Origin of the sequence: Planomonospora sp. ID67723, assembly GCF_015711605.1 — a bacterium.
Taxonomy (GTDB): domain Bacteria; phylum Actinomycetota; class Actinomycetes; order Streptosporangiales; family Streptosporangiaceae; genus Planomonospora_A.
The window spans coordinates 1,082,103-1,103,041 of record NZ_JABTEZ010000003.1 but is presented as its reverse complement, the minus strand read 5'-3'; the positions used below and the strand labels follow the sequence as shown (position 1 = coordinate 1,103,041).

Genomic DNA, 20,939 nt, shown 5'->3' with positions numbered 1-20,939 from the left:
TACCCGCCACCAGGACGGTCATCGCGGTTGAACGGACGACGCTCACCACCGCCACGCGGCCCGTACTGACCACGCGCCTGGTCACGATCCCCGTAGGAACGCTGTCCACCCTCACGGTTGAACGGGCGGTCTCCTCGGTTTCCTGAGCCTGATGACCCCTCAGAACGCCCCTCACGGCGCTCGCCGTATCGGGGACCGTCTCCAGGACGTCCCCTGCCGCCACCCGCCCGGTAGCCTCCCTGGCCGCCTGTTCCGCGGTTCTCGCCCTCTTCGCGGCGGCCTGCGCCGTCACGCCCGTTATCACTGTTCACTTCTGGTCCATTTCATATGCTTACTCTGCGAGCGCGTCCCCGTCTTGTCATTGGGACGATTCGCTGCGTGGGCGGTCTTCGGCCGCGGGATGCGCCCCGTTCGCTCTCGCTGGCCCGCCCTGTCGTGGTGTGGCGCGAGGAAGGCCGCCCGTGGTAGGGGGTGGCCCGGCATCTCCAGCGTAGCAAGCTACTCAAAGTCCCCACGCCCTACATCCCGGCAGATCGCAGGAGCCTGCTCCGCCTTTCAGGGATCTGCTGACTCCCCACCACGACGTGGAGTGATCCAAAGCGCAAGATCGGGCCGGTCAGAGAAGAAGCCCTGTCGCCATGGCCCTGATCTGGGTGGAAGGCGCTCTGGGAGGACATGCCCGAAGGGGCCATGTCCGGGAAGTGATCCCCCCGGCGGAGAACCCCGCCGACAGAAGGATTCCCACCCCCGGAAAGAGCCTCAGCCCCTCCCAGAGCCCGCACCCCCGCCCCGGCAAGAACCCCACACCCCGCCGGAGGAGAGGAGAACACCCCCCGGGAGACAACACCCCCCGGGGAAACACACCCGGAAACATCCCCGGGAAAACACGAAGGCCCCCGCCAAAAGGCGAGGGCCCTCAATGAAAGATTGTCCGGCGGCGACCTACTCTCCCACACCCTCCCGAGTGCAGTACCATCGGCGCTGAAGAGCTTAACTTCCGGGTTCGGAATGTAACCGGGTGTTTCCCCTTCGCCATAACCGCCGTAACCCTATGAAACCATCAAACCCGCACACGAACACACGCGCGGTGTTTGCTGTTTCAGAATCGCATAGTGGACGCGGGCAAGAACCCTGGTTCCGCGCTGCTCCGGACCCGGCGAAGGATACAGAGCGCTGCAGAAACCAAGCATAAACTTTGTGGTCAAGTCCTCGGCCTATTAGTACCGGTCAGCTCCACACATTACTGCGCTTCCACTTCCGGCCTATCAACCCGGTCGTCTACCGGGAGCCTTACCCCCTCACAGGGTGGGAGACCTCATCTCAAGGCGAGCTTCCCGCTTAGATGCTTTCAGCGGTTATCCCTTCCGAACGTAGCCAACCAGCCGTGCTCCTGGCGGAACAACTGGCACACCAGAGGTTCGTCCGTCCCGGTCCTCTCGTACTAGGGACAGCCCCTTTCAAGTCTCCTGCGCGCGCAGCGGATAGGGACCGAACTGTCTCGCGACGTTCTAAACCCAGCTCGCGTACCGCTTTAATGGGCGAACAGCCCAACCCTTGGGACCTACTCCAGCCCCAGGATGCGACGAGCCGACATCGAGGTGCCAAACCATCCCGTCGATATGGACTCTTGGGGAAGATCAGCCTGTTATCCCCGGGGTACCTTTTAGCCGTTGAGCGACGGCGCTTCCACATGCCACCGCCGGATCACTAGTCCCAGCTTTCGCTCCTGCTCGACCCGTCGGTCTCACAGTCAAGCTCCCTTGTGCACTTACACTCGACACCTGATTGCCAACCAGGCTGAGGGAACCTTTGGGCGCCTCCGTTACTCTTTAGGAGGCAACCGCCCCAGTTAAACTACCCACCAGACCCGGTCCCTGATCCGGATCACGGACCGAAGTTAGACGTTCAAAACGACCAGAGTGGTATTTCACCAATGACTCCACCCGAACTAGCGTCCGAGCTTCACCGTCTCCCACCTATCCTACACAAGACGCTCCAAACGCCAATGTCAAGCTGTAGTGAAGGTCCCGGGGTCTTTCCGTCCTGCTGCGCGTAACGAGCATCTTTACTCGTAGTGCAATTTCGCCGGGTCTGCGGTTGAGACAGCGGGGAAGTCGTTACGCCATTCGTGCAGGTCGGAACTTACCCGACAAGGAATTTCGCTACCTTAGGATGGTTATAGTTACCACCGCCGTTTACTGGCGCTTAAGTTCTCAGCGTCGCAGGATCCGAAGATCCCGCTAACCGGTCCCCTTAACGTTCCAGCACCGGGCAGGCGTCAGTCCGTATACATCGTCTTACGACTTCGCACGGACCTGTGTTTTTAGTAAACAGTCGCTTCCCCCTGGCCTCTGCGACCCCCACCAGCTCAGAACGCAAAGGTTCGTCACCAGCGAAGGCCCCCCTTCTCCCGAAGTTACGGGGGCAATTTGCCGAGTTCCTTAACCACAGTTCACCCGATCGCCTTGGTATTCTCTACCTGACCACCTGAGTCGGTTTCGGGTACGGGCCGCCATGACACTCACTAGAGGCTTTTCTCGGCAGCATAGGATCACCCACTTCGCCACAATCGGCTCGGCATCACATCTCAGGAACACGAGAGGCGGATTTGCCTACCTCTCTCCCTACATGCTTACCCCAGGACAACCACCGCCTGGGATGGGCTACCTTCCTGCGTCACCCCATCGCTTACCTACTACCAGATCAGGCCGGGCGTTCAGCCTCACCCACACCCCGAAGGGCGTCAGGGGCTTAAGGACCCTTAGTATCACTGGATTCGATATGGGCGCATCACAGCGGGTACGGGAATATCAACCCGTTGTCCATCGACTACGCCTGTCGGCCTCGCCTTAGGTCCCGACTTACCCTGGGCGGATTAGCCTGGCCCAGGAACCCTTGGTCATCCGGCGCAGAAGTTTCTCACTTCTGATTCGCTACTCATGCCTGCATTCTCACTCGCACGGCCTCCACAACTCGATCACTCGGCTGCTTCGCCGGCCGCACGACGCTCCCCTACCCATCCACACACCCAGACAGGAAACCCTGCCAGGCTTAAATGTGTGAATGCCACGACTTCGGCGGTGTACTTGAGCCCCGCTACATTGTCGGCGCGGAATCACTTGACCAGTGAGCTATTACGCACTCTTTCAAGGGTGGCTGCTTCTAAGCCAACCTCCTGGTTGTCACTGCGACTCCACATCCTTTCCCACTTAGCACACGCTTAGGGGCCTTAGTCGGTGGTCTGGGCTGTTTCCCTCTCGACTACGGAGCTTATCCCCCGCAGTCTCACTGCCACGCTCTCACTTACCGGCATTCGGAGTTTGGCTGACGTCAGTAACCTTGTCGGGCCCATCGGCCATCCAGTGCTCTACCTCCGGCAAGAAACACGTGACGCTGCAGCTAAATGCATTTCGGGGAGAACCAGCTATCACGGAGTTGGATTGGCCTTTCACCCCGAAACACAGGTCATCCCCCAGGTTTTCAACCCTGGTGGGTTCGGTCCTCCACGCAGGCTTACCCACGCTTCAACCTGCCCATGCCTAGATCACTCCGCTTCGGGTCTACAGCATGCGACTCAAACGCCCTATTCAGACTCGGTTTCCCTACGGCTCCCCCACACGGGTTAACCTCGCCACACACCATAACTCGCAGGCTCATTCTTCAAAAGGCACGCAGTCACATCACAACCACCCGAAGATGGTTACGCTCCTACGGCTTGTAGGCACACGGTTTCAGGTACTATTTCACGACCCCTCACCGGGGCGCTTTTCACCTTTCCCTCACGGTACTAGTTCACTATCGGTCATCAGGGAGTATTTAGGCTTACCAGGTGGTCCTGGCAGATTCACACAGGATTTCTCGGGCCCCGTGCTACTTGGGATCCCCTCCAACAGTCCAACAGGTTTCGCCTACCCGGCTCTCACGGTCTACGGCAGCCCTTCCCAGAGCTTTCGACTACCCACTGGATTTATCACTGTTCACGGTCTCGGCAGAAACCGTAAGAGGGTCCCGCAACCCCGCACACGCAACGCCTGCCGGCTATCACACGCATACGGTTTAGCCTCATCCGCTTTCGCTCACCACTACTCACGGAATCACATGTTGTTTTCTCTTCCTACGGGTACTGAGATGTTTCACTTCCCCGCGTTACCACCAACCGCCCTATACATTCAGGCGGAGGCAACACCCCATGACGGGTGCTGGGTTTCCCCATTCGGACATCCCCGGATCAACGTCTGGTTGGCGACTCCCCGAGGCTTAACGCAGCCTCCCACGTCCTTCATCGGCTCCTGATGCCAAGGCATCCACCGTGTGCCCTAAAAAACTTGGCCACAAAGATGCTCGCGTCCACTATGCAAATCTCAAACAACAAACAGCAACCAGATCAGACCCGCCACCAGACCCCACCCTCACAGGCAAGCGGTATGACAGAAGACCGGTCCCGTCCAGAGGCCCAACAGACCACGAAGCCCACCACACGCAGCGGTGGACTCCGCATCCGGTCCGTTCCCTCAGGACCCAACAGTGTGTCCAACCAGCCCAGCCCCCGAAACCGGCGTTCCCACTCCCCGACCCTCCCGTGAAGGAGAGACGAGGCGGTACTAGCGGCCCGGATGATCCGGCCTGGTTGAGTAGCCAGTGCTCCACTAATGAGCGCGCCGCGCACCAGACGTTCGCTGGTGACCGCGACATGGACCCGTGACCGCGTCAGAGGCGAACCCCTGACGGAGTGATCGTGGGTCGGTGCTCCTTAGAAAGGAGGTGATCCAGCCGCACCTTCCGGTACGGCTACCTTGTTACGACTTCGTCCCAATCGCCAGCCCCACCTTCGACCGCTCCCCCCCTTGCGGGTTGGGCCACGGGCTTCGGGTGTTGCCGACTTTCGTGACGTGACGGGCGGTGTGTACAAGGCCCGGGAACGTATTCACCGCAGCGTTGCTGATCTGCGATTACTAGCGACTCCGACTTCATGGGGTCGAGTTGCAGACCCCAATCCGAACTGAGACCGGCTTTTAGGGATTCGCTCCACCTCACGGTATCGCAACCCTCTGTACCGGCCATTGTAGCATGTTTGCAGCCCAAGACATAAGGGGCATGATGACTTGACGTCATCCCCACCTTCCTCCGAGTTGACCCCGGCAGTCTCCCATGAGTCCCCAGCCACCCCGAAGGATGCTGCTGGCAACATGGAACAAGGGTTGCGCTCGTTGCGGGACTTAACCCAACATCTCACGACACGAGCTGACGACAGCCATGCACCACCTGTCACCCGGTCCGAAGAGGCACCCATCTCTGGGTGTTTCCGGGCGATGTCAAGCCTTGGTAAGGTTCTTCGCGTTGCGTCGAATTAAGCAACATGCTCCGCCGCTTGTGCGGGCCCCCGTCAATTCCTTTGAGTTTTAGCCTTGCGGCCGTACTCCCCAGGCGGGGCGCTTAATGCGTTAGCTACGGCACGGAAACCGTGGAAGGTCCCCACACCTAGCGCCCAACGTTTACAGCGTGGACTACCAGGGTATCTAATCCTGTTCGCTCCCCACGCTTTCGCTCCTCAGCGTCAGGTAAGGCCCAGCAAGCCGCCTTCGCCACCGGTGTTCCTCCTGATATCTGCGCATTTCACCGCTACACCAGGAATTCCGCTTGCCCCTACCTACCTCTAGCCGGCCCGTATCGAATGCAGACCCGGGGTTAAGCCCCGAGCTTTCACATCCGACGCGACCAGCCACCTACGAGCTCTTTACGCCCAATAATTCCGGACAACGCTTGCGCCCTACGTATTACCGCGGCTGCTGGCACGTAGTTAGCCGGCGCTTCTTCTGCAGGTACACGTCAACTTCGTCCCTGCTGAAAGAGGTTTACAACCCGAAGGCCGTCATCCCCCACGCGGCGTCGCTGCGTCAGGCTTTCGCCCATTGCGCAATATTCCCCACTGCTGCCTCCCGTAGGAGTCTGGGCCGTGTCTCAGTCCCAGTGTGGCCGGTCGCCCTCTCAGGCCGGCTACCCGTCGTCGCCTTGGTGAGCCACTACCTCACCAACAAGCTGATAGGCCGCGAGTCCATCCCTGACCGAAAAACTTTCCACCACCAGGCGATGCCGCCGGTGGTCGTATCCGGTATTAGACCCGGTTTCCCAGGCTTATCCCAGAGTCAGGGGCAGGTTACTCACGTGTTACTCACCCGTTCGCCGCTCGAGTACCCCGAAGGGCCTTTCCGCTCGACTTGCATGTGTTAAGCACGCCGCCAGCGTTCGTCCTGAGCCAGGATCAAACTCTCCAAACAATGTTTTCGAGTTGTTCCCGGCTGAAAGCACACCGCCACCGCAGCCGTCATGGCCGCGCGGCGGGTGTATCAACCAAAGGAATTCCGTCCTCCCACGCGTGGTGGGTGGGACGGGGTTGTGCTTCATGCACTGGCTTTTAACACACTGTTGAGTTCTCAAGAAACGGACGCGTACACCGTCGGCGCGGGACCCGAACTCCTTCGGTCCCGACCTGCGGGGCGTTCCATTCCGTGTCACCATCCTAGCAGATCCGCCCGTTTCGTGTCAAACTGACCCGTTTCGGGCGATCCATCCGGATCGCGACCACTCCGTCTCCGGAGCAACCCTTCTAACTTACCTTGCCATTCGCGCCTTGTCCAATGAGCCGATTTTCCGGCGACATGCACAAAGATCGAACACCGAGGTTCGTTCAGAAGGGGATCTGTCCCGAGGCCCGTCCGCCGTCTCAGGCGTCCGGCTCGCTCCCGGGCACCTGGAAACCATAGGCGGCGCGCGAACCCCCGTCAAATCAGCCACTCTTGACGAACCCGCAGGTCATCCCGGCTCTGGGACGAGCCGGCCGTCCTTCGCCACCAGAACGTTACCGTTTGGTACGGCAAACGCCCCGACCGGAGCCGGGGCGTTTGCCGTACCGAGTGACGGGCCGGGTCAGATGACCTCGACCGCGCCGAACGTCTTGCCGCGGCGCAGGACCAGGTAACGGCCGTGCAGCAGGTCCTCGGGCACCGGCACGTAGGCCTCGTCGGTGACCTTGGCGTTGTTGAGGTAGGCCCCGCCCTCCTTGACGGCTCGGCGGGCCTCGGACTTCGACTTCACCAGGCCGCTCTCGGCGAGCAGGTCGACGAACGGAGCGCCCAGCGCCGACACCTCCGCGCGCGGCACCTCCGCCAGCGCCGCCCCGAGCGTGTGCGCGGGCAGCTCGTCCAGCGCTCCCCTGCCGAACAGCGCCGCCGAGGCCGCGATCACCGCGGCGCACTCGTCCGCGCCGTGCAGCAGAGTGGTGAACTCCTCCGCCAGCGCGCGCTGCGCCTCGCGAGCCGCGGGACGCTCGGTCGCGGCCTTCTCCAACTCCTCGATCTCCTCACGGGACCGGAAGCTGAAGATCTTGAGGAACTTCACCACGTCGCGGTCGTCGGCGTTCAACCAGAACTGGTAGAACGCGTACGCCGAGGTCATCTCGGGGTTGAGCCAGACCGCGCCGCCGGCGGTCTTGCCGAACTTGGTGCCGTCCGCCTTGGTGATCAGCGGCACGGTCAGCGCGTGCACGTGCTCGCCGGTCACCCGGCGGATGAGATCGGTGCCCGCGGTGATGTTGCCCCACTGGTCGCTGCCGCCGATCTGCAGCGAGCACCCGTGCCGCCGGTGCAGCTCGAGGTAGTCGTTGGCCTGCAGGATCTGGTAGCTGAACTCCGTGTAGCTGAGCCCGTCCCCGCCCAGCCGGGCCGAGACCGACTCGCGGGCGAGCATGCGGTTGACCGGGAAGTGCTTGCCCACGTCGCGCAGGAAGGCGATCGCGGACATGCCTTCGGTCCAGTCGAGGTTGCTCACCATGAACCCGCGGGACTCGTCGGAGAGGTCCAGGAACTTCTCCACCTGGACCCGGATGCGCGCGACCCACTCGGCCACGACCTCGGAGGAGTTGAGCGAGCGCTCCGTGCTGCGGCCGCTCGGGTCGCCGATCAGACCCGTCGCGCCACCCACCAGGCCGATGGCGCGGTGACCGGCCTTCTGCAGCCGGGCCAGGGTCAGCAGCGGGACCAGGTTGCCGACGTGCAGGGAGGGCGCGGTCGGGTCGAAACCGCAATAGACCGTGATCGGACCCTCAGCCATCGCCGCCCGCAGGGCGTCGATGTCGGTGGACTGCGCGATCAGGCCGCGCCAGGCGAGGTCATCCAGAATGTCGGTCACGATCCTTGCTTTCCAATGCTCGGAGGGTCTTGTACGGCTTGCCTACAGCCTGCCCGATCGCGCCACCCTTGCGCCACTCGAAACCCTCCCCGCCAGGCGCGCGACCCGCTGCCGGCGGTGTTCAGGACGACCTGCGGCGCGGGACGTGCGGACGGTACGGCGAGACCGTGGGATCGCCGTCGATCCAGAACCGCCAGGGGGTCTCCTTCCCCGACGAGACTCCGGTGCGCGGCCCCGATCTGATCAGGTCCGCGCCGGGCGGCTCTCCCGGGAGTACGGCCAGCGGCTCCGGCAGATCCGTCCCCGCGCCCGCTCCGGCGGACGAGCCCTTCCCGATCGCGTCCGCTCCACCGGGCGGGCAGGCGTCGAGCCCGTTGTGTTCGCGGGTGAAGCCGAGCGCCACGGCCAGCCGTGCCGGTCCGCGTGCCAGCTCCCGCGCCGGTACGGCACGGCTCGTACCCGCGCTCCGCCGCGCCGTGGCGGTCTCGATCCCGGCTGTCACCTCTCCGGCCCGCAGCAGGACGCCCGAGCCGATCCCCTCGGGGAGGCAGACCAGGTTGGCGCAGAAATGCATGCCGTAGGTGAAGTAGACGTACAGGTGCCCCGGTGGTCCGAACATCACCGCGTTGCGCGGCGTCAGTCCCCGGTAGGTGTGGGCCGCGGGGTCCTCCCCCGGCAGGCCGTACGCCTCGACCTCGGTCAGCCTCAGCGCCACCGGACCGTGCACGAGCACCCGTCCCAGCAGGTCCGGGGCGACCTCGTGCGCGGGACGGTCGAAGAAGGCGCGATCCAGCGGCGCGGACCCGGTGAGCCGGTGCTCGCCGGGTCCGCCCGGGGACGTCAGCTTCCGCTCGCCCATGCGGCCTGGGCGTCGACGACCTCGCGCAGGGCCACGAGCTGGTCCCGGACCCGGTCGGGGGCCGTGCCGCCGTGCGCCTTGCGAGCCGCCAGCGCGCCGGGCACCGACAGGACCTCACGCGAGTCGGGCGTGAAGTGCGGCGAGACCTTGGCGAGCTCCTCGTCGGTGAGCTCGCCGAAGTCCTTGTCGTTGACCTGGCACCACACCACCAGGTGGCCGACCGCCTCGTGCGCGTCGCGGAACGCCACCCCCCTGCGGACCAGCAGCTCGGCCAGGTCGGTGGCCAGGGCGAACCCGTCGGGGGCCGAGGCCTCGAGCTTGGCGGTGTTGACCCGCATGGTGGCGACCAGCCCCGCCACAGCCGGGAGGACGAGCAGCAGGGTGTCGACGGAGTCGAACACCGGCTCCTTGTCCTCCTGCAGGTCGCGGTTGTAGGTCAGCGGCAGGCCCTTGAGCGTCGTCAGCAGCGACATGAGGTTGCCGATGAGGCGGCCGCTCTTGCCGCGGGCGAGCTCGGCGACGTCCGGGTTCTTCTTCTGCGGCATGATCGACGAGCCGGTGGAGTAGGCGTCGTCCATCTCGATCCAGCGGAACTCCTGCGAGGCCCACAGGACGATCTCCTCGCCCAGCCGCGACAGGTGCGTGCCGATCATCGCCGCGCAGAACAGGAACTCGGCGGCGAAGTCCCGGTCGGCGACCGCGTCCATCGAGTTGGGGGCCGCGGAGTCGAAGCCGAGCTCGGCGGCGACGGCCTGCGGGTCCAGCGGGAGCGAGGAGCCCGCCAGCGCGCCGGAGCCGAGCGGGGAGACCGCCGCGCGCCGGTCCCAGTCGCGCAGCCGGTCGATGTCGCGGGCGAAGGCGTGGACGTGCGCCAGGAGCTGGTGCCCGAAGGAGACCGGCTGCGCGTGCTGCAGGTGGGTCATGCCGGGGGCGGCCGTCTCCGCGTGCTCCTCGGCCTGGCTCATCAGCGCGGTCTCCAGCTCGACCAGGCGGGACACGATGGTCCTGACGTGGTCGCGCAGGTACAGCCGCAGGTCGGTGGCGATCTGGTCGTTGCGGGACCGGCCGGCGCGGAGCTTGCCGCCGAGTGTGCCCAGACGCTCCAGCAGGCCGCGCTCCAGAGCGGTGTGCACGTCCTCGTCGGCCACGGTCGGCCGGAACTCGCCCGACTTGCAGGCCTGCTCCAGGTCGTCCAGGGCGCCGATCATGCGTCCCAGCTCGTCCTCGGTGAGCAGCCCGGCGCGGTGCAGCACCCGGGCGTGCGCGCGCGAGGCCAGCAGGTCGTACGGCACCAGCCGCCAGTCGAAGTGCACGCTCACCGAGAGCCTGGTCAGCGCGTCGGCCGGTCCTCCCTCGAACCTGCCGCCCCACAACCGCATCGGCTTGCCACCATCAGTCACCGTCTTCTCCCTCCGAGTTCAATCCGCGACCCTAAAGGATGTCCGGCGGGTCCCGCGCCCAGGTTGGACGGGATCCGCCGGACATCCGTCATCCGATCAGCCCAGCCGGGCGTCCCGGGCCGCGGCGATCTTGGAGGGCAGGCTCCACAGCTCGACGAAGCCCTTGGCCAGGGACTGGTCGAAAGTGTCGCCGGTGTCGTAGGTGGCGAGGTTGAAGTCGTACAGCGACGCCTCGGAGCGCCGGCCGGTGACGGTGGCCCGGCCGCCGTGCAGGGTCATCCGGATCTCGCCGGTGACGTGCTCCTGGGCCTCGGCGATGAAGACGTCGAGCGCCTTCTTCAGCGGCGAGAACCACAGGCCGTCGTAGACGAGCTCGCCCCAGCGCTGGTCCACCGAGCGCTTGAACCGGGCCAGGTCGCGCTCGACGGTGACGTTCTCCAGTTCCATGTGCGCGGTGATCAGCGCGATGGCGCCGGGCGCCTCGTAGACCTCGCGGGACTTGATGCCGACGAGCCGGTCCTCGACCATGTCGAGCCGGCCGACGCCCTGGGCGCCGGCGCGCCGGTTCAGCTCGGAGATGATCTCGAACGGGGTCAGGTGCCGCCCGTCCAGCGCCACCGGGACTCCCTTGACGAAGCTGATGATGACCTCGTCGGCCTCCCGCGGCTCGGCCGGGTCGGCGGTGTAGGAGTAGACGTCCTCGACGGGGCCGTTCCAGATGTCCTCCAGGAAGCCGGTCTCGACGGCGCGGCCCCAGATGTTCTGGTCGATCGAGTAGGGGTTCTTCTTGGTGGTCTCGATCGGGAGGTTCTTCTCCTCGGCGTAGGCGATGGCCTTGTCCCGGGTCCACGCGTAGTCGCGGGCCGGGGCGATGACCTTCAGCTCGGGGAAGAGCGCGGCCAGGCCGGCCTCGAACCGGACCTGGTCGTTGCCCTTGCCGGTGCAGCCGTGCGAGACGTGCGTGCCGCCGAACTCCTTGGCCGCGGCGGCCAGGTGCTTGACGATCAGCGGCCGGGAGAGCGCGGAGACCAGCGGGTAGCGGTCCATGTAGAGGGCGTTGGCCTGCAGGGCGGGCACGCAGAAGTCGGTGGCGAACTCCTCCCGGGCGTCGACGACGACGGACTCGACGGCGCCGCAGTCGATGGCCCGCTTCCGGATGACCTCCATGTCCTCGCCGCCCTGGCCGACGTCCACGGCCACGGCGATGACCTCGGCGCCGGTCTTCTCGGCGAGGAACGGGATGGCCACGGAGGTGTCGAGGCCGCCGGAGAAGGCGAGTACGACCCGGTCAGTCATGATGTGTCACTCCAAAGTCTTTTCGTCAGGTCAGGTACGGCTGGGGCGGGCCCGCTGGACGCGGGCTAGGTACGTCGGTCGGCGTGGCGCAGGAGGGCCTCGGCGACCGCCGGCCCGCCTGCCGGGTCGCGGGTGACGACGAGGATCGTGTCGTCTCCGGCCACGGTGCCGAGGATCGACTCCCAGTCCGCGTGGTCGATCGCGGACGACAGGAACTGCGCGGCGCCCGGCGGGGTGCGGACGATCACCAGGTTGGCCGACGCATCGGCGGAGACCAGCAGTTCCTCGGCCAGCCGGCCGAGCCGGGCGGCCGGGGACTCCCCGGTGCCGAGCCTGGCCAGCGGGATGCGCCCGCCGCCCTCGCCCGGCAGGGCGTAGACCAGGGAACCGTCCTCGGCGCGGAGCTTGAGCGCGCCGAGCTCGTCCAGGTCCCGGGAGAGGGTGGCCTGGGTGACCTCGACCCCGCTCTCCAGCAGGAGCTTGGCCAGCTCGGGCTGGGATCTCACGGGCTGGCGCTCCAGCAGTTCGGCGATCCGCGCCTGGCGGGCGGCCTTGGTCATCGGGATCATCGCGAGGCCTCGGTGACCAGCCAGTGCAGCAGCGCCTTCTGGGCGTGCAGGCGGTTCTCGGCCTCATCCCACACGAGGCTGCGCGGGCCGTCGATGACGTCGGCGGTGATCTCCAGTCCGCGGTAGGCGGGCAGGCAGTGCAGCACGACCGCGTCGTCCGCGGCGGCGTCCAGCACGGCGGCGTTCACCTGGTACGGCATGAGCGCGGCGATCCGCTCGTCCTTGCCGTCCTGCCCCATGGAGACCCAGGTGTCGGTGGCGATCACCTGGGCGCCCTCGGCGGCCGCGAGCGGGTCGGTGAGCACGGACACGCTGCCGCCGGTGCGTCCGGCGATCTCGGCGGCCCGCGCCAGGATCGCCGGGTCGGGGTGGTAGTCCTCGGGGGCGCCGATCCGCACGTGCATCCCGGCGGTGGCCCCGCCGACCAGGTAGGAGTGGGCCATGTTGTTGGCGCCGTCGCCGTAGTAGGCCAGTGTCAGCCCGGCGGTCCTGCCGAAGTGCTCGCGGACGGTCTGCAGGTCGGCGAGGATCTGGCAGGGGTGGTAGGAGTCGGTGAGGGCGTTGACCACGGGGACGGCGGAGACGGAGGCCATGGCCTCGATCCTCTCCTGTCCGGCGGTCCGCCACACGATGGCCGCGACCTGGCGCTCCAGCACCCGCGCGGTGTCCTCGATGCTCTCGCCCCGGCCCATCTGCGACGAGCCGGCGTCGAGCACCAGCGGGAGGCCGCCCAGCTCGCCGATGCCGACGGCGAAGGAGACGCGGGTCCGGGTGGAGTTCTTGTCGAACAGGACGGCGACGGTCTGCGGCCCTTCGAAGGGCCGGTAGGCGAACCGGTCCTTCTTCATCGCGTCGGCCAGGTCGAGCACCCGGGACTGCTCGACGGGCGTCAGGTCGTCGTCTTTGAGGAAGTGTCTAGTCACGGGAGGCCTCGTCGAGGATCGCGGGGAGCGCGGCCACGAACGTCGCGGCCTGCTCGGAGGTGATGACCAGCGGCGGCGCGAGCCGTACCGCGTCGGGCTGGAGGGCGTTGACCAGAAACCCGGCCCGCTGCGCGGCGGCCTGGACCGGTGCGGACCGCCGGCCGGTGAGCACGAGCGCGAGCCACAGGCCCCGGCCGCGCACCCCGCCGAGCAGCGGGTGGTCCACCATGGCGATGCCGCCTGCGAGTTCGGCGCCGACCGTGCGGACGTGCTCCAGCAGGCCGTCGCCCTCGATGGTGTCGAGCACGGCGAGCGCGGCGGCCGCCGCGACGGGGTTGCCGCCGAAGGTGGAGCCGTGGTCTCCCTTGGCGAAGATCGTGCCGGCCGAGCCGAAGCCGACGCAGGCGCCGATCGGCAGGCCGCCGCCCAGGCCCTTGGCCAGGGTCAGGATGTCGGGCAGCACGCCTTCGTGCTGGTGGGCGAACCAGTGGCCGGTCCTGCCGATGGCGGACTGGATCTCGTCGGCGACCAGCAGGGCCCCGGCCGCGGTGCAGATCTCCCTGGCGGCCCGGAAGTAGCCGTCGGGCGGGGGAACGACCCCGGCCTCGCCCTGGGTGGGCTCCAGGAAGACGGCGGCGCACTCGTCGGTGACGGCGTTCTTGAGCGCGTCGGCGTCTCCGTACGGGACGAAGCGGACATCGACCGGGAAGGGACCGAACGGGTCGCGGATCGAGGGCTTGCCGGTCAGCGAGAGCGCGCCCATGGTCCGGCCGTGGAAGGCGTTCTCCGCGGCGACGAAGTAGGTCCTTCCGGTGGTCTTGCCGTACTTCAGCGCCATCTTGAAGGCGCACTCGTTGGCCTCGGTGCCGGAGTTGGCGAGGAAGACCCGGCCCTGGCCGCCGAGCAGGCCGATCAGCCGCTCGGCCAGCAGCACCTCGGGCTCGTGCAGGAACAGGTTGCTGGTGTGCGCGATGGCGGCGACCTGGCGGGAGACGGCCTCGACGAGCGCGGGGTGGCCGTGGCCGAGGGAGGTGACCGCGATGCCGCCGATCAGGTCGAGGTACTCGGCGCCGTCGACGTCCCACACCGTGCAGCCCTCGCCGCGGGCCAGCGCCAGCGGGGGCACCCCGTAGTTGGGCATGAAGGCGGCCTCGAACCGGTCACGCAGGCTCACGTGTCGCTCCCGTTCAGCTTGATGGTGGCGGTCAGCCTGCGCTTGACCAGGTTCGGTACGGCGACCGCCGGGGCGGCGTCGGGCAGCACCATCGTCCCGATGCCCTCGTCGGTGAAGATCTCCAGCAGCACGGAGTGGGGCACCCGGCCGTCGAGCACGTGGGCTTGGGGCACGCCGCCCTGGACGGCGGTCAGGCACGCCTCCATCTTGGGCACCATGCCGCTGGACAGACTCGGCAGGAGCTCCTCCAGCTCTCCGGCGGTGAGCTGGCCGATCACCTCGTCGCTCTCCGGCCAGTTGCGGTAGAGGCCCTCGACGTCGGTCAGGACGACCAGCTTGGAGGCCTGGAGCGCCACGGCGAGCGCGGCGGCGGCGGTGTCGGCGTTGACGTTGTAGACGGTGCCCTCCTCGCCGCGGGCGACGGAGGAGACGACCGGGATGCGCCCGTCGTCGAGCAGCGCCTGCACGGCCCCGGCCTCGACCCTGACGATCTCGCCGACCTGCCCGATGTCGACCCGCTCGCCGTCCACGACGGCGTGCTTGCGCTCGGCGGTGAGCAGGTGGGCGTCCTCGCCGGACATGCCGATGGCAAGCGGGCCGTGCCGGTTGATCAGGCCGACCACGTCGCGGTTGACCTGGCCGACCAGGACCATCCTGACGACCTGCATGGCCTCGGGGGTGGTGACCCGCAGGCCGGCGGTGAAGGTGGACTCGATGCCGAGCCGGTCAAGGTGGGCGTTGATCTGCGGGCCGCCGCCGTGCACGATGACCGGCTTGAGGCCGGCGTACCGCAGGAAGACGACGTCGTCGGCGAACTTCTCCCGCAGGTGTTCCTCGGTCATCGCGTTGCCGCCGTACTTGATGACGACGGTCGCGCCCTGGAAGCGGGCCAGCCAGGGCAGCGCCTCGATCAGCGTGGTGGCCTTGGAGAGGGCCCCGTTGATCCTCATGAGGAGTACGCCGAGTTCTCGTGGACGTAGGCCGCGGTGAGGTCGGTGGTGTGGACCGTCGCCGAGTGCGGTCCGGCCGACAGGTCGATGGTGATCGTCACGTCGCGGGGGCGCAGGTCGACCTTGGCGCGGTCGTCCCCGGCGGCGCCGCCCCGGCAGATCCAGACGCCGTTGATGGCGACGTTGAGCCGGTCGGGCTCGAAGACCGCGTCGGTGGTGCCGACCGCCGAGAGCACCCGGCCCCAGTTGGGGTCCTCGCCGTGGATGGCGCACTTGAGGAGGTTCGAGCGGGAGACCGTACGGGCGACGGTCAGCGCGTCCTGCTCCGACGCCGCGCCGACGACCTCGATGGCGATCGCCTTGGTCGCGCCCTCGGCGTCCACGAGGAGCTGGCGGGCCAGGTCGGCGCAGACTTCGGTGATCTTCTTCTCGAACTCCGCGAGGTCGGGGACGACCCCGGAGGCACCGCTGGCGAGCAGGAGCACGGTGTCGTTGGTGGACATGCAGCCGTCGGCGTCGAGCCGGTCGAAGGTGGCCCGCGTCGCCCTGCGGAGCACCACGTCGAGCTGCTCGGTGGTCACGTCGGCATCGGTGGTGATCACGCAGAGCATGGTGGCCAGGGCCGGGGCGAGCATGCCTGCGCCCTTGGCCATGCCGCCGACCATGTAACCGCCCTCGCCCCGCTTGAAGGAGATCTTGGAAACGGTGTCGGTGGTGCGGATGGCGTCCGCGGCGGCCAGGCCGCCGTCCCGGCTGAGCTGGGCGGCCACGACGTCCACCCCGTCGAGCAGGGCGTCGATCGGCAGCCGCTCACCGATCAGGCCGGTGGAGCAGACCGCGATCTCGCCGGCCGAGTCGTCCAGCGTGGCGGCGACCTTCTCCGCGGTGGCGTGGGTGTCCTGGAAGCCGAGCGGGCCGGTGCAGGCGTTGGCGCCGCCGGAGTTGAGGACGACCGCGCGGACCTGTCCCCCGGCCAGCACCTGCTGGGACCAGAGCACGGGGGCGGCCTTCACGCGGTTGGCGGTGAAGACGCCGGCCGCCGCGCGGGACGGGCCGTCGTTGACGACGAGGGCCAGGTCGCGGGCACCACCGGGTTTGATCCCGGCGGCGATGCCCGCGGCCCGGAAGCCGAGGGGTGCGGTCACGCTCATGGGGCGACTCCATTGAGGGGAAGGCCGAGCTCTTCGGGCAGGCCCAGCGCGAGGTTGGCGCTCTGGACCGCGCCTCCCGCCGTGCCCTTGGTCAGGTTGTCGATGGCGATGACGGCGACGACGCGCCCGGCCCGCTCGTCCAGGGCGACCTGGAGGGCGGCGGTGTTGGCGCCGAGGGTCATCGAGGTGGCGGGCCACTGCCCCTCGGGCAGCAGCCGCAGGAACGGCTCGTCCTTGACCGCGTTCTCGTATGCCTCGCGCAGCGCCGCGGCCGTCACGCCGGGCCGGGCCGGGGCGGTGCAGGTGGCCAGGATGCCCCGGCTCATCGGAGCCAGCATCGGGGTGAAGGAGACGGTCACCGGCTCGCCCGCGACGGCCGCCAGGTTCTGCTCCATCTCCGGGGTGTGGCGGTGCACGCCTCCGACGCCGTAGGCGCTGACGGAGCCCATGACCTCGCTGCCCAGCAGGTTCGGCTTGAGGGACTTGCCCGCCCCGCTGGTGCCGGTGGCGGCGACCACGACGACGTCGGGCGCGGCGAGACCGGCGGCGAGGGCAGGGAACACGGCCAGGGTGACGGCGGTGGGGTAGCAGCCGGGGACGGCGATCCTGCGGGCCCCCCGGAGCCGGTCACGCTGGCCGGGCAGCTCGGGCAGGCCGTACGGCCAGGTGCCGGCGTGCGTGCCGCCGTAGAAGTGCGTCCAGGCGGCGGGGTCGGCCAGGCGGAAGTCGGCGCCGCAGTCGACGACCAGTGCGTCGCCGCCGAGCTGCTCGGCGATGGCGGCGGACTGGCCGTGCGGGAGGGCGAGGAAGACGACGTCGTGACCGCCGAGGGTGTCGGCGGTGGTGTCCAGCAGGGTCCGGCCGGCCAGGGGGGCCAGGTGGGGCTGGTGCGCGCCGAGCGCGGTGCCCGCGTTGGACCCTGCGGTCAGCGCGCCGATCTCGATTTCGGGGTGGGAGAGCAGCAGGCGGAGCAGCTCGCCTCCGGCATAGCCACTGGCACCGGCGATCGCCGCTCTCATCCGTCCCCCACTCTCTGCATGTTCATGCATGACCCCTCATAGACTTGCTAGAGAGAGTATGCATCGTATGGGATTTTCATGCAAGGCGCCGCCCACGTGGTGAGACGGCTTCGCCACCGTGGACAGCCGCGGGCCAAGGGGAAGGCGACTGTCACTCGTGCATGGGCATACGGGCTGAATGTTTCGTGATATTTCAGATCTGTTGCCCGTACCTACTGGTCGGTATCGTGACGGTTCCGGTCCCTCCACACCCGGGGAGTACAACGTATGACTGTCACCCATGACCAGGTCCTGGCCCAGCTCACCGGTCCCGGACAGCTCTTCGAGATGGACGACGTCCCCGGCCAGGCCGGCACCGTCAAGACCTGGAAGCACGCCCCCGGCCATTTCAGGACCCTCCTCGAGACGAGCCGGTTCCACGGTGACAAGGTCTTCCTGGCCTACGAAGACGAGCACATCACCTACGAGGAGCACTTCCGGCGCGCGGCCACCCTGGCCCGGCGCTTGGTGGAGGAGTACGGCGTGGCCAAGGGCGACCGGGTCGCCATCGCCATGCGCAACTACCCCGAGTGGGTGGTCTCCTTCTCCGCCGTGCTCGCCGCCGGGGCGATCGCCGTACCGCTCAACGCCTGGTGGACCCAGCCGGAGCTGGAGTTCGGGCTCTCGGACTCCGGGGCCAAGGTGCTCATCGCCGACGGCGAGCGCGCCGCCAAGCTGGCCGGGACCGGCCCGGCGCTGATCGTGACGCGCGGGGAGGTCCCCGAGGGCGCCCGCTCGTTCGAGGACGTGCTGGGCGAGGTCGCGGCGGACGTGACCCTGCCGGAGGTCGAGCTCTCCCCCGACGACCCGGCCACGATCTTCTACACCTCCGGCACCACCGGCGTGCCCAAGGGCGCGCTCGGCAGCCACCGCAACCTCGGCCAGGCCCCCATGACCGTGGCCTACAGCCTGCTGCGCGCCGTGGTCCGGGCCGGCAAGGACCCGGCGGAGTCCGCCGGGCAGCGCCGCGTCACCCTGCTCACCGTGCCGCTGTTCCACGTCACCGGCTGCTTCGCGGTGATGACCACCACGATGTTCACCGGCGGCGGCCTGGTGCTGATGTACAAGTGGGACGCCGGGCGGGCACTGGAGCTGATCGAGCGCGAGAAGGTCACCGTCTTCAGCGGCGTGCCCACCAACGTCTGGCAGCTGCTGTCCCACCCGGACCTGGAGAAGTACGACATCTCCAGCCTCAACTCCCTCGGGTACGGCGGCGCCCCCGCCCCGCCCAAGCTGCTGGAGCGCATCACCGAGCAGCTGCCGAGCCGGGCCCCGTCCAACGGCTACGGCATGACCGAGACCACCGCGCTGGCGATCAACAACAGCGGCCCCGACTACCTGGCCAAGCCCGACAGCATCGGCCTGCCGATGCCCGTGATCGACGTCAAGATCTCCGACCCGCTCGGCGAGGAACTGCCCGTGGGCGAGGTCGGCGAGCTGTGCATGCGGGGCCCCAACGTGATCCTCGGCTACTGGAACCGGCCCGAGGCCACCGCGGAGACCTTCGTCAACGGCTGGCTGCACACCGGCGACCTGGCCAGGATCGACGAGGAGGGCTTCGTCTACATCGTGGACCGGGCCAAGGACATGGTCATCCGCGGCGGCGAGAACGTCTACTGCGCCGAGGTGGAGGCCGCCCTCTTCGAGCACCCGGCGGTCGACGACGCCGCGGTGATCGGCATTCCCCACGACGAGCTGGGCGAGGAGGTCGGCGCGGTGGTCCGGCTGAAGTCCCCGGCCACCCCCGAGGAGCTCCAGGCCTTCCTGCGCGAGCGGATCGCCCCCTTCAAGGTCCCGGTCAGGTTCTGGATCCGCGAGGCCGAGCTGCCCCGCAACCCCGGAGGGAAGATCCTCAAGACCCATCTCCGCAAGGAGGTCCTCGGGTCCTGAGCGGGCACGGCCCCTGCAAGCTCCCGGATGTCCCGGCCCGGGAGCCTCCAGGGGCCGTGCCCGCCGCGGCCCCTGGAAGCTCCCGGGCCGGGGCGGCCACCGCCCGCGTCCGCCCGATGACCATTTGCCCCCGGGGCGGGTCGGCGTCGAAACTAGCTGTTCGTGCCCGAAAATCCTGATCGCTCACTCAGAGGCCTGCTCCGCCGCCTGCGGATGGACCTGAGCCCGCTGCGCGACTCCCGCGACTTCCGGCTGCTGTTCGGCTCCGGAGTGATTGGGATGTTCGGCACGTTCCTCACCCTGGTCGCGGTCCCGCTGCAGATGAAGCAGCTGACCGGCTCCTACCTGGCGGTCGGGCTGGTCAGCGTGGCCGAGTTCGTGCCCATGGTGGTCTGCGGCCTGTGGGGCGGGGCCATCGCGGACGCGATGGCCCGCCGGAAGATCATTCTCCTCACCGAGGTGGGGCTCTGCCTCACGATCACGATCCTGCTGGTCAACGCCCTGCTCCCGGACCCCCAGGTCTGGATCCTCTACGTGGTCGGCGCGCTGGCGGCCGGTTTCGGCAGCCTGCAGCGCCCCAGCCTCGAATCGCTGATGCCGCGCGTGGTCCGCCACGACCAGCTCACCGCCGCCGCGGCGCTCGCCGGCTTCCGATGGAACCTCGGCGCCATCGTCGCCCCCGGGCTCAGCGGTCTGATCGCCGCCTCGTACGGCGTCGCCACCGCCTACGCGATCAACGTGGTCACCTTCCTGGCCTCGCTGGTCCTGCTCTGGCTGGTGAAGGCCCCGCCGCAGGACCGGGACGCTCCCCCGGCCTCCATCAGCTCGCTGGTCGACGGCGTCCGCTACGCCGTGCGCCGCCCCGACCTGATGGGCACCTACCTGGTGGACATCGCCGCGATGGTCTTCGCGTTCGCCACCGCGCTCTTCCCCTTCCTCGCCGACGAGTTCGGCGTCCCCGGCGCGCTGGGACTGTTCTACTCCGCCTCCGCCGTCGGCTCGCTGGTCGCCTCGGTCACCTCCGGCTGGACCGCCCACGTCCACCGCCACGGCATGGGGGTCATCGCCGCCGCGGTCGTGTGGGGCGCCGCGGTGACGCTGGCCGGTGCGATGCCGAGCGTGTGGGGCGTCTTCATCTGCCTGGCCCTGGCCGGGGCCGCCGACATGATCAGCGGTGTCTTCCGCGCCACCATCTGGAACCAGACCATCCCCGACTCCTACCGTGGCCGCCTGGCCGGGATCGAGCTGCTCTCCTACACCAGCGGCCCGATGATGGGCAACGCCCGCGCGAGCCTGATGGCCGACCTCGGCGGCACCCGCTTCTCCCTGAGCGCGGGCGGCCTGCTCTGCGTCGGCGCGGTCGCCGCGATGGCGGCGCTCCTGCCGAAGTTCCGCGACTACGACGCCCGCACCGACGAGCACGCCGTCCGCGAGCGCACCCGCCGCGAGGAACTCGCCAAGGCCGTCGTCTCCTAGCCCCGGCCT

12 protein-coding genes and 3 rRNA genes are annotated in these 20,939 nt (G+C 67.8%); 2 read left to right on the top strand and 13 right to left on the bottom strand.

Features of this window, described 5'->3' with window-relative positions; all coding sequences use genetic code 11:
* Positions 1 to 929: 929 nt before the first annotated feature.
* The 13 genes from rrf to argC all read right to left on the bottom strand — a co-directional run bounded on the left by rrf (position 930) and on the right by argC (position 17,525).
* Positions 930 to 1,046, bottom strand: a 5S ribosomal RNA gene (gene rrf, locus HS041_RS26515).
* A 151-nt stretch (positions 1,047 to 1,197) separates the two neighbouring features.
* A 23S ribosomal RNA gene (locus tag HS041_RS26510) occupies positions 1,198 to 4,331 on the bottom strand.
* Between the two features lie 423 nt (positions 4,332 to 4,754).
* A 16S ribosomal RNA gene (locus tag HS041_RS26505) occupies positions 4,755 to 6,275 on the bottom strand.
* The 16S, 23S and 5S rRNA genes sit together here, the layout of an rRNA operon.
* Before the next feature lie 649 nt (positions 6,276 to 6,924).
* Positions 6,925 to 8,184, bottom strand: a complete 1,260-nt coding sequence (tyrS, locus tag HS041_RS26500) for a tyrosine--tRNA ligase (protein ID WP_196443488.1) — start codon at positions 8,182 to 8,184, stop codon at positions 6,925 to 6,927.
* A gap of 121 nt (positions 8,185 to 8,305) precedes the next feature.
* Positions 8,306 to 9,043 (bottom strand): DNA-3-methyladenine glycosylase, encoded by a 738-nt coding sequence (locus HS041_RS26495; protein ID WP_196443487.1) that lies wholly within the window; start codon positions 9,041 to 9,043, stop codon positions 8,306 to 8,308.
* A complete protein-coding gene (gene argH / locus HS041_RS26490) occupies positions 9,025 to 10,443 on the bottom strand; it encodes an argininosuccinate lyase (protein WP_196443486.1) in 1,419 nt (472 codons plus the stop codon). The genes HS041_RS26495 and argH overlap by 19 nt, the downstream gene beginning before the upstream one ends.
* Before the next feature lie 96 nt (positions 10,444 to 10,539).
* The gene (locus tag HS041_RS26485; protein ID WP_196443485.1) at positions 10,540 to 11,739 is read right to left on the bottom strand and encodes an argininosuccinate synthase; all 1,200 of its coding nucleotides are present in this window, start codon (positions 11,737 to 11,739) and stop codon (positions 10,540 to 10,542) included.
* Between the two features lie 65 nt (positions 11,740 to 11,804).
* Complete coding sequence (locus tag HS041_RS26480; RefSeq protein WP_196443484.1) at positions 11,805 to 12,308, bottom strand: arginine repressor; 504 nt, start codon at positions 12,306 to 12,308, stop codon at positions 11,805 to 11,807.
* Positions 12,305 to 13,231 carry an ornithine carbamoyltransferase gene (argF, locus tag HS041_RS26475; RefSeq protein ID WP_196443483.1) on the bottom strand — a complete coding sequence of 309 codons (927 nt, stop codon included), beginning with the start codon at positions 13,229 to 13,231 and terminating at the stop codon, positions 12,305 to 12,307. Before argF ends, HS041_RS26480 begins: the two co-directional genes overlap by 4 nt.
* A complete protein-coding gene (locus HS041_RS26470; protein WP_230879803.1) occupies positions 13,224 to 14,372 on the bottom strand; it encodes an acetylornithine transaminase in 1,149 nt (382 codons plus the stop codon). Before HS041_RS26470 ends, argF begins: the two co-directional genes overlap by 8 nt.
* Positions 14,373 to 14,401: 29 nt before the next feature.
* Positions 14,402 to 15,355, bottom strand: a complete 954-nt coding sequence (argB, locus tag HS041_RS26465) for an acetylglutamate kinase (protein ID WP_196443481.1) — start codon at positions 15,353 to 15,355, stop codon at positions 14,402 to 14,404.
* Positions 15,352 to 16,506, bottom strand: a complete 1,155-nt coding sequence (gene argJ / locus HS041_RS26460; RefSeq protein WP_196443480.1) for a bifunctional glutamate N-acetyltransferase/amino-acid acetyltransferase ArgJ — start codon at positions 16,504 to 16,506, stop codon at positions 15,352 to 15,354. Before argJ ends, argB begins: the two co-directional genes overlap by 4 nt.
* Entirely contained in the window at positions 16,503 to 17,525 is a 1,023-nt protein-coding gene (gene argC / locus HS041_RS26455; RefSeq protein WP_196443479.1) for an N-acetyl-gamma-glutamyl-phosphate reductase, read from the bottom strand. The genes argJ and argC overlap by 4 nt, the downstream gene beginning before the upstream one ends.
* 267 nt (positions 17,526 to 17,792) lie before the next feature.
* Here argC and HS041_RS26450 point away from each other — a divergent pair, with 267 nt between their 5' ends.
* On the top strand, positions 17,793 to 19,454 hold the full coding sequence (locus HS041_RS26450) for a class I adenylate-forming enzyme family protein (RefSeq protein ID WP_196443478.1): 1,662 nt from the start codon (positions 17,793 to 17,795) through the stop codon (positions 19,452 to 19,454).
* A gap of 162 nt (positions 19,455 to 19,616) precedes the next feature.
* Complete coding sequence (locus HS041_RS26445) at positions 19,617 to 20,930, top strand: MFS transporter (protein WP_307845479.1); 1,314 nt, start codon at positions 19,617 to 19,619, stop codon at positions 20,928 to 20,930.
* Positions 20,931 to 20,939 lie beyond the last annotated feature (9 nt).

Bases quoted from the DNA above. Each gene is read 5' to 3' on its own strand.
- HS041_RS26495 (WP_196443487.1), bottom strand. From the start codon at position 9,043: ATGGGCGAGCGGAAGCTGACGTCCCCGGGCGGACCCGGCGAGCACCGG.
- HS041_RS26485 (WP_196443485.1), bottom strand. From the start codon at position 11,739: ATGACTGACCGGGTCGTACTCGCCTTCTCCGGCGGCCTCGACACCTCC.
- HS041_RS26480 (WP_196443484.1), bottom strand. From the start codon at position 12,308: ATGATCCCGATGACCAAGGCCGCCCGCCAGGCGCGGATCGCCGAACTG.
- HS041_RS26470 (WP_230879803.1), bottom strand. From the start codon at position 14,372: ATGCCCAACTACGGGGTGCCCCCGCTGGCGCTGGCCCGCGGCGAGGGC.
- argB (WP_196443481.1), bottom strand. From the start codon at position 15,355: ATGAGGATCAACGGGGCCCTCTCCAAGGCCACCACGCTGATCGAGGCG.
- argJ (WP_196443480.1), bottom strand. From the start codon at position 16,506: ATGAGCGTGACCGCACCCCTCGGCTTCCGGGCCGCGGGCATCGCCGCC.
- argC (WP_196443479.1), bottom strand. From the start codon at position 17,525: ATGAGAGCGGCGATCGCCGGTGCCAGTGGCTATGCCGGAGGCGAGCTG.
- HS041_RS26450 (WP_196443478.1), top strand. From the start codon at position 17,793: ATGACTGTCACCCATGACCAGGTCCTGGCCCAGCTCACCGGTCCCGGA.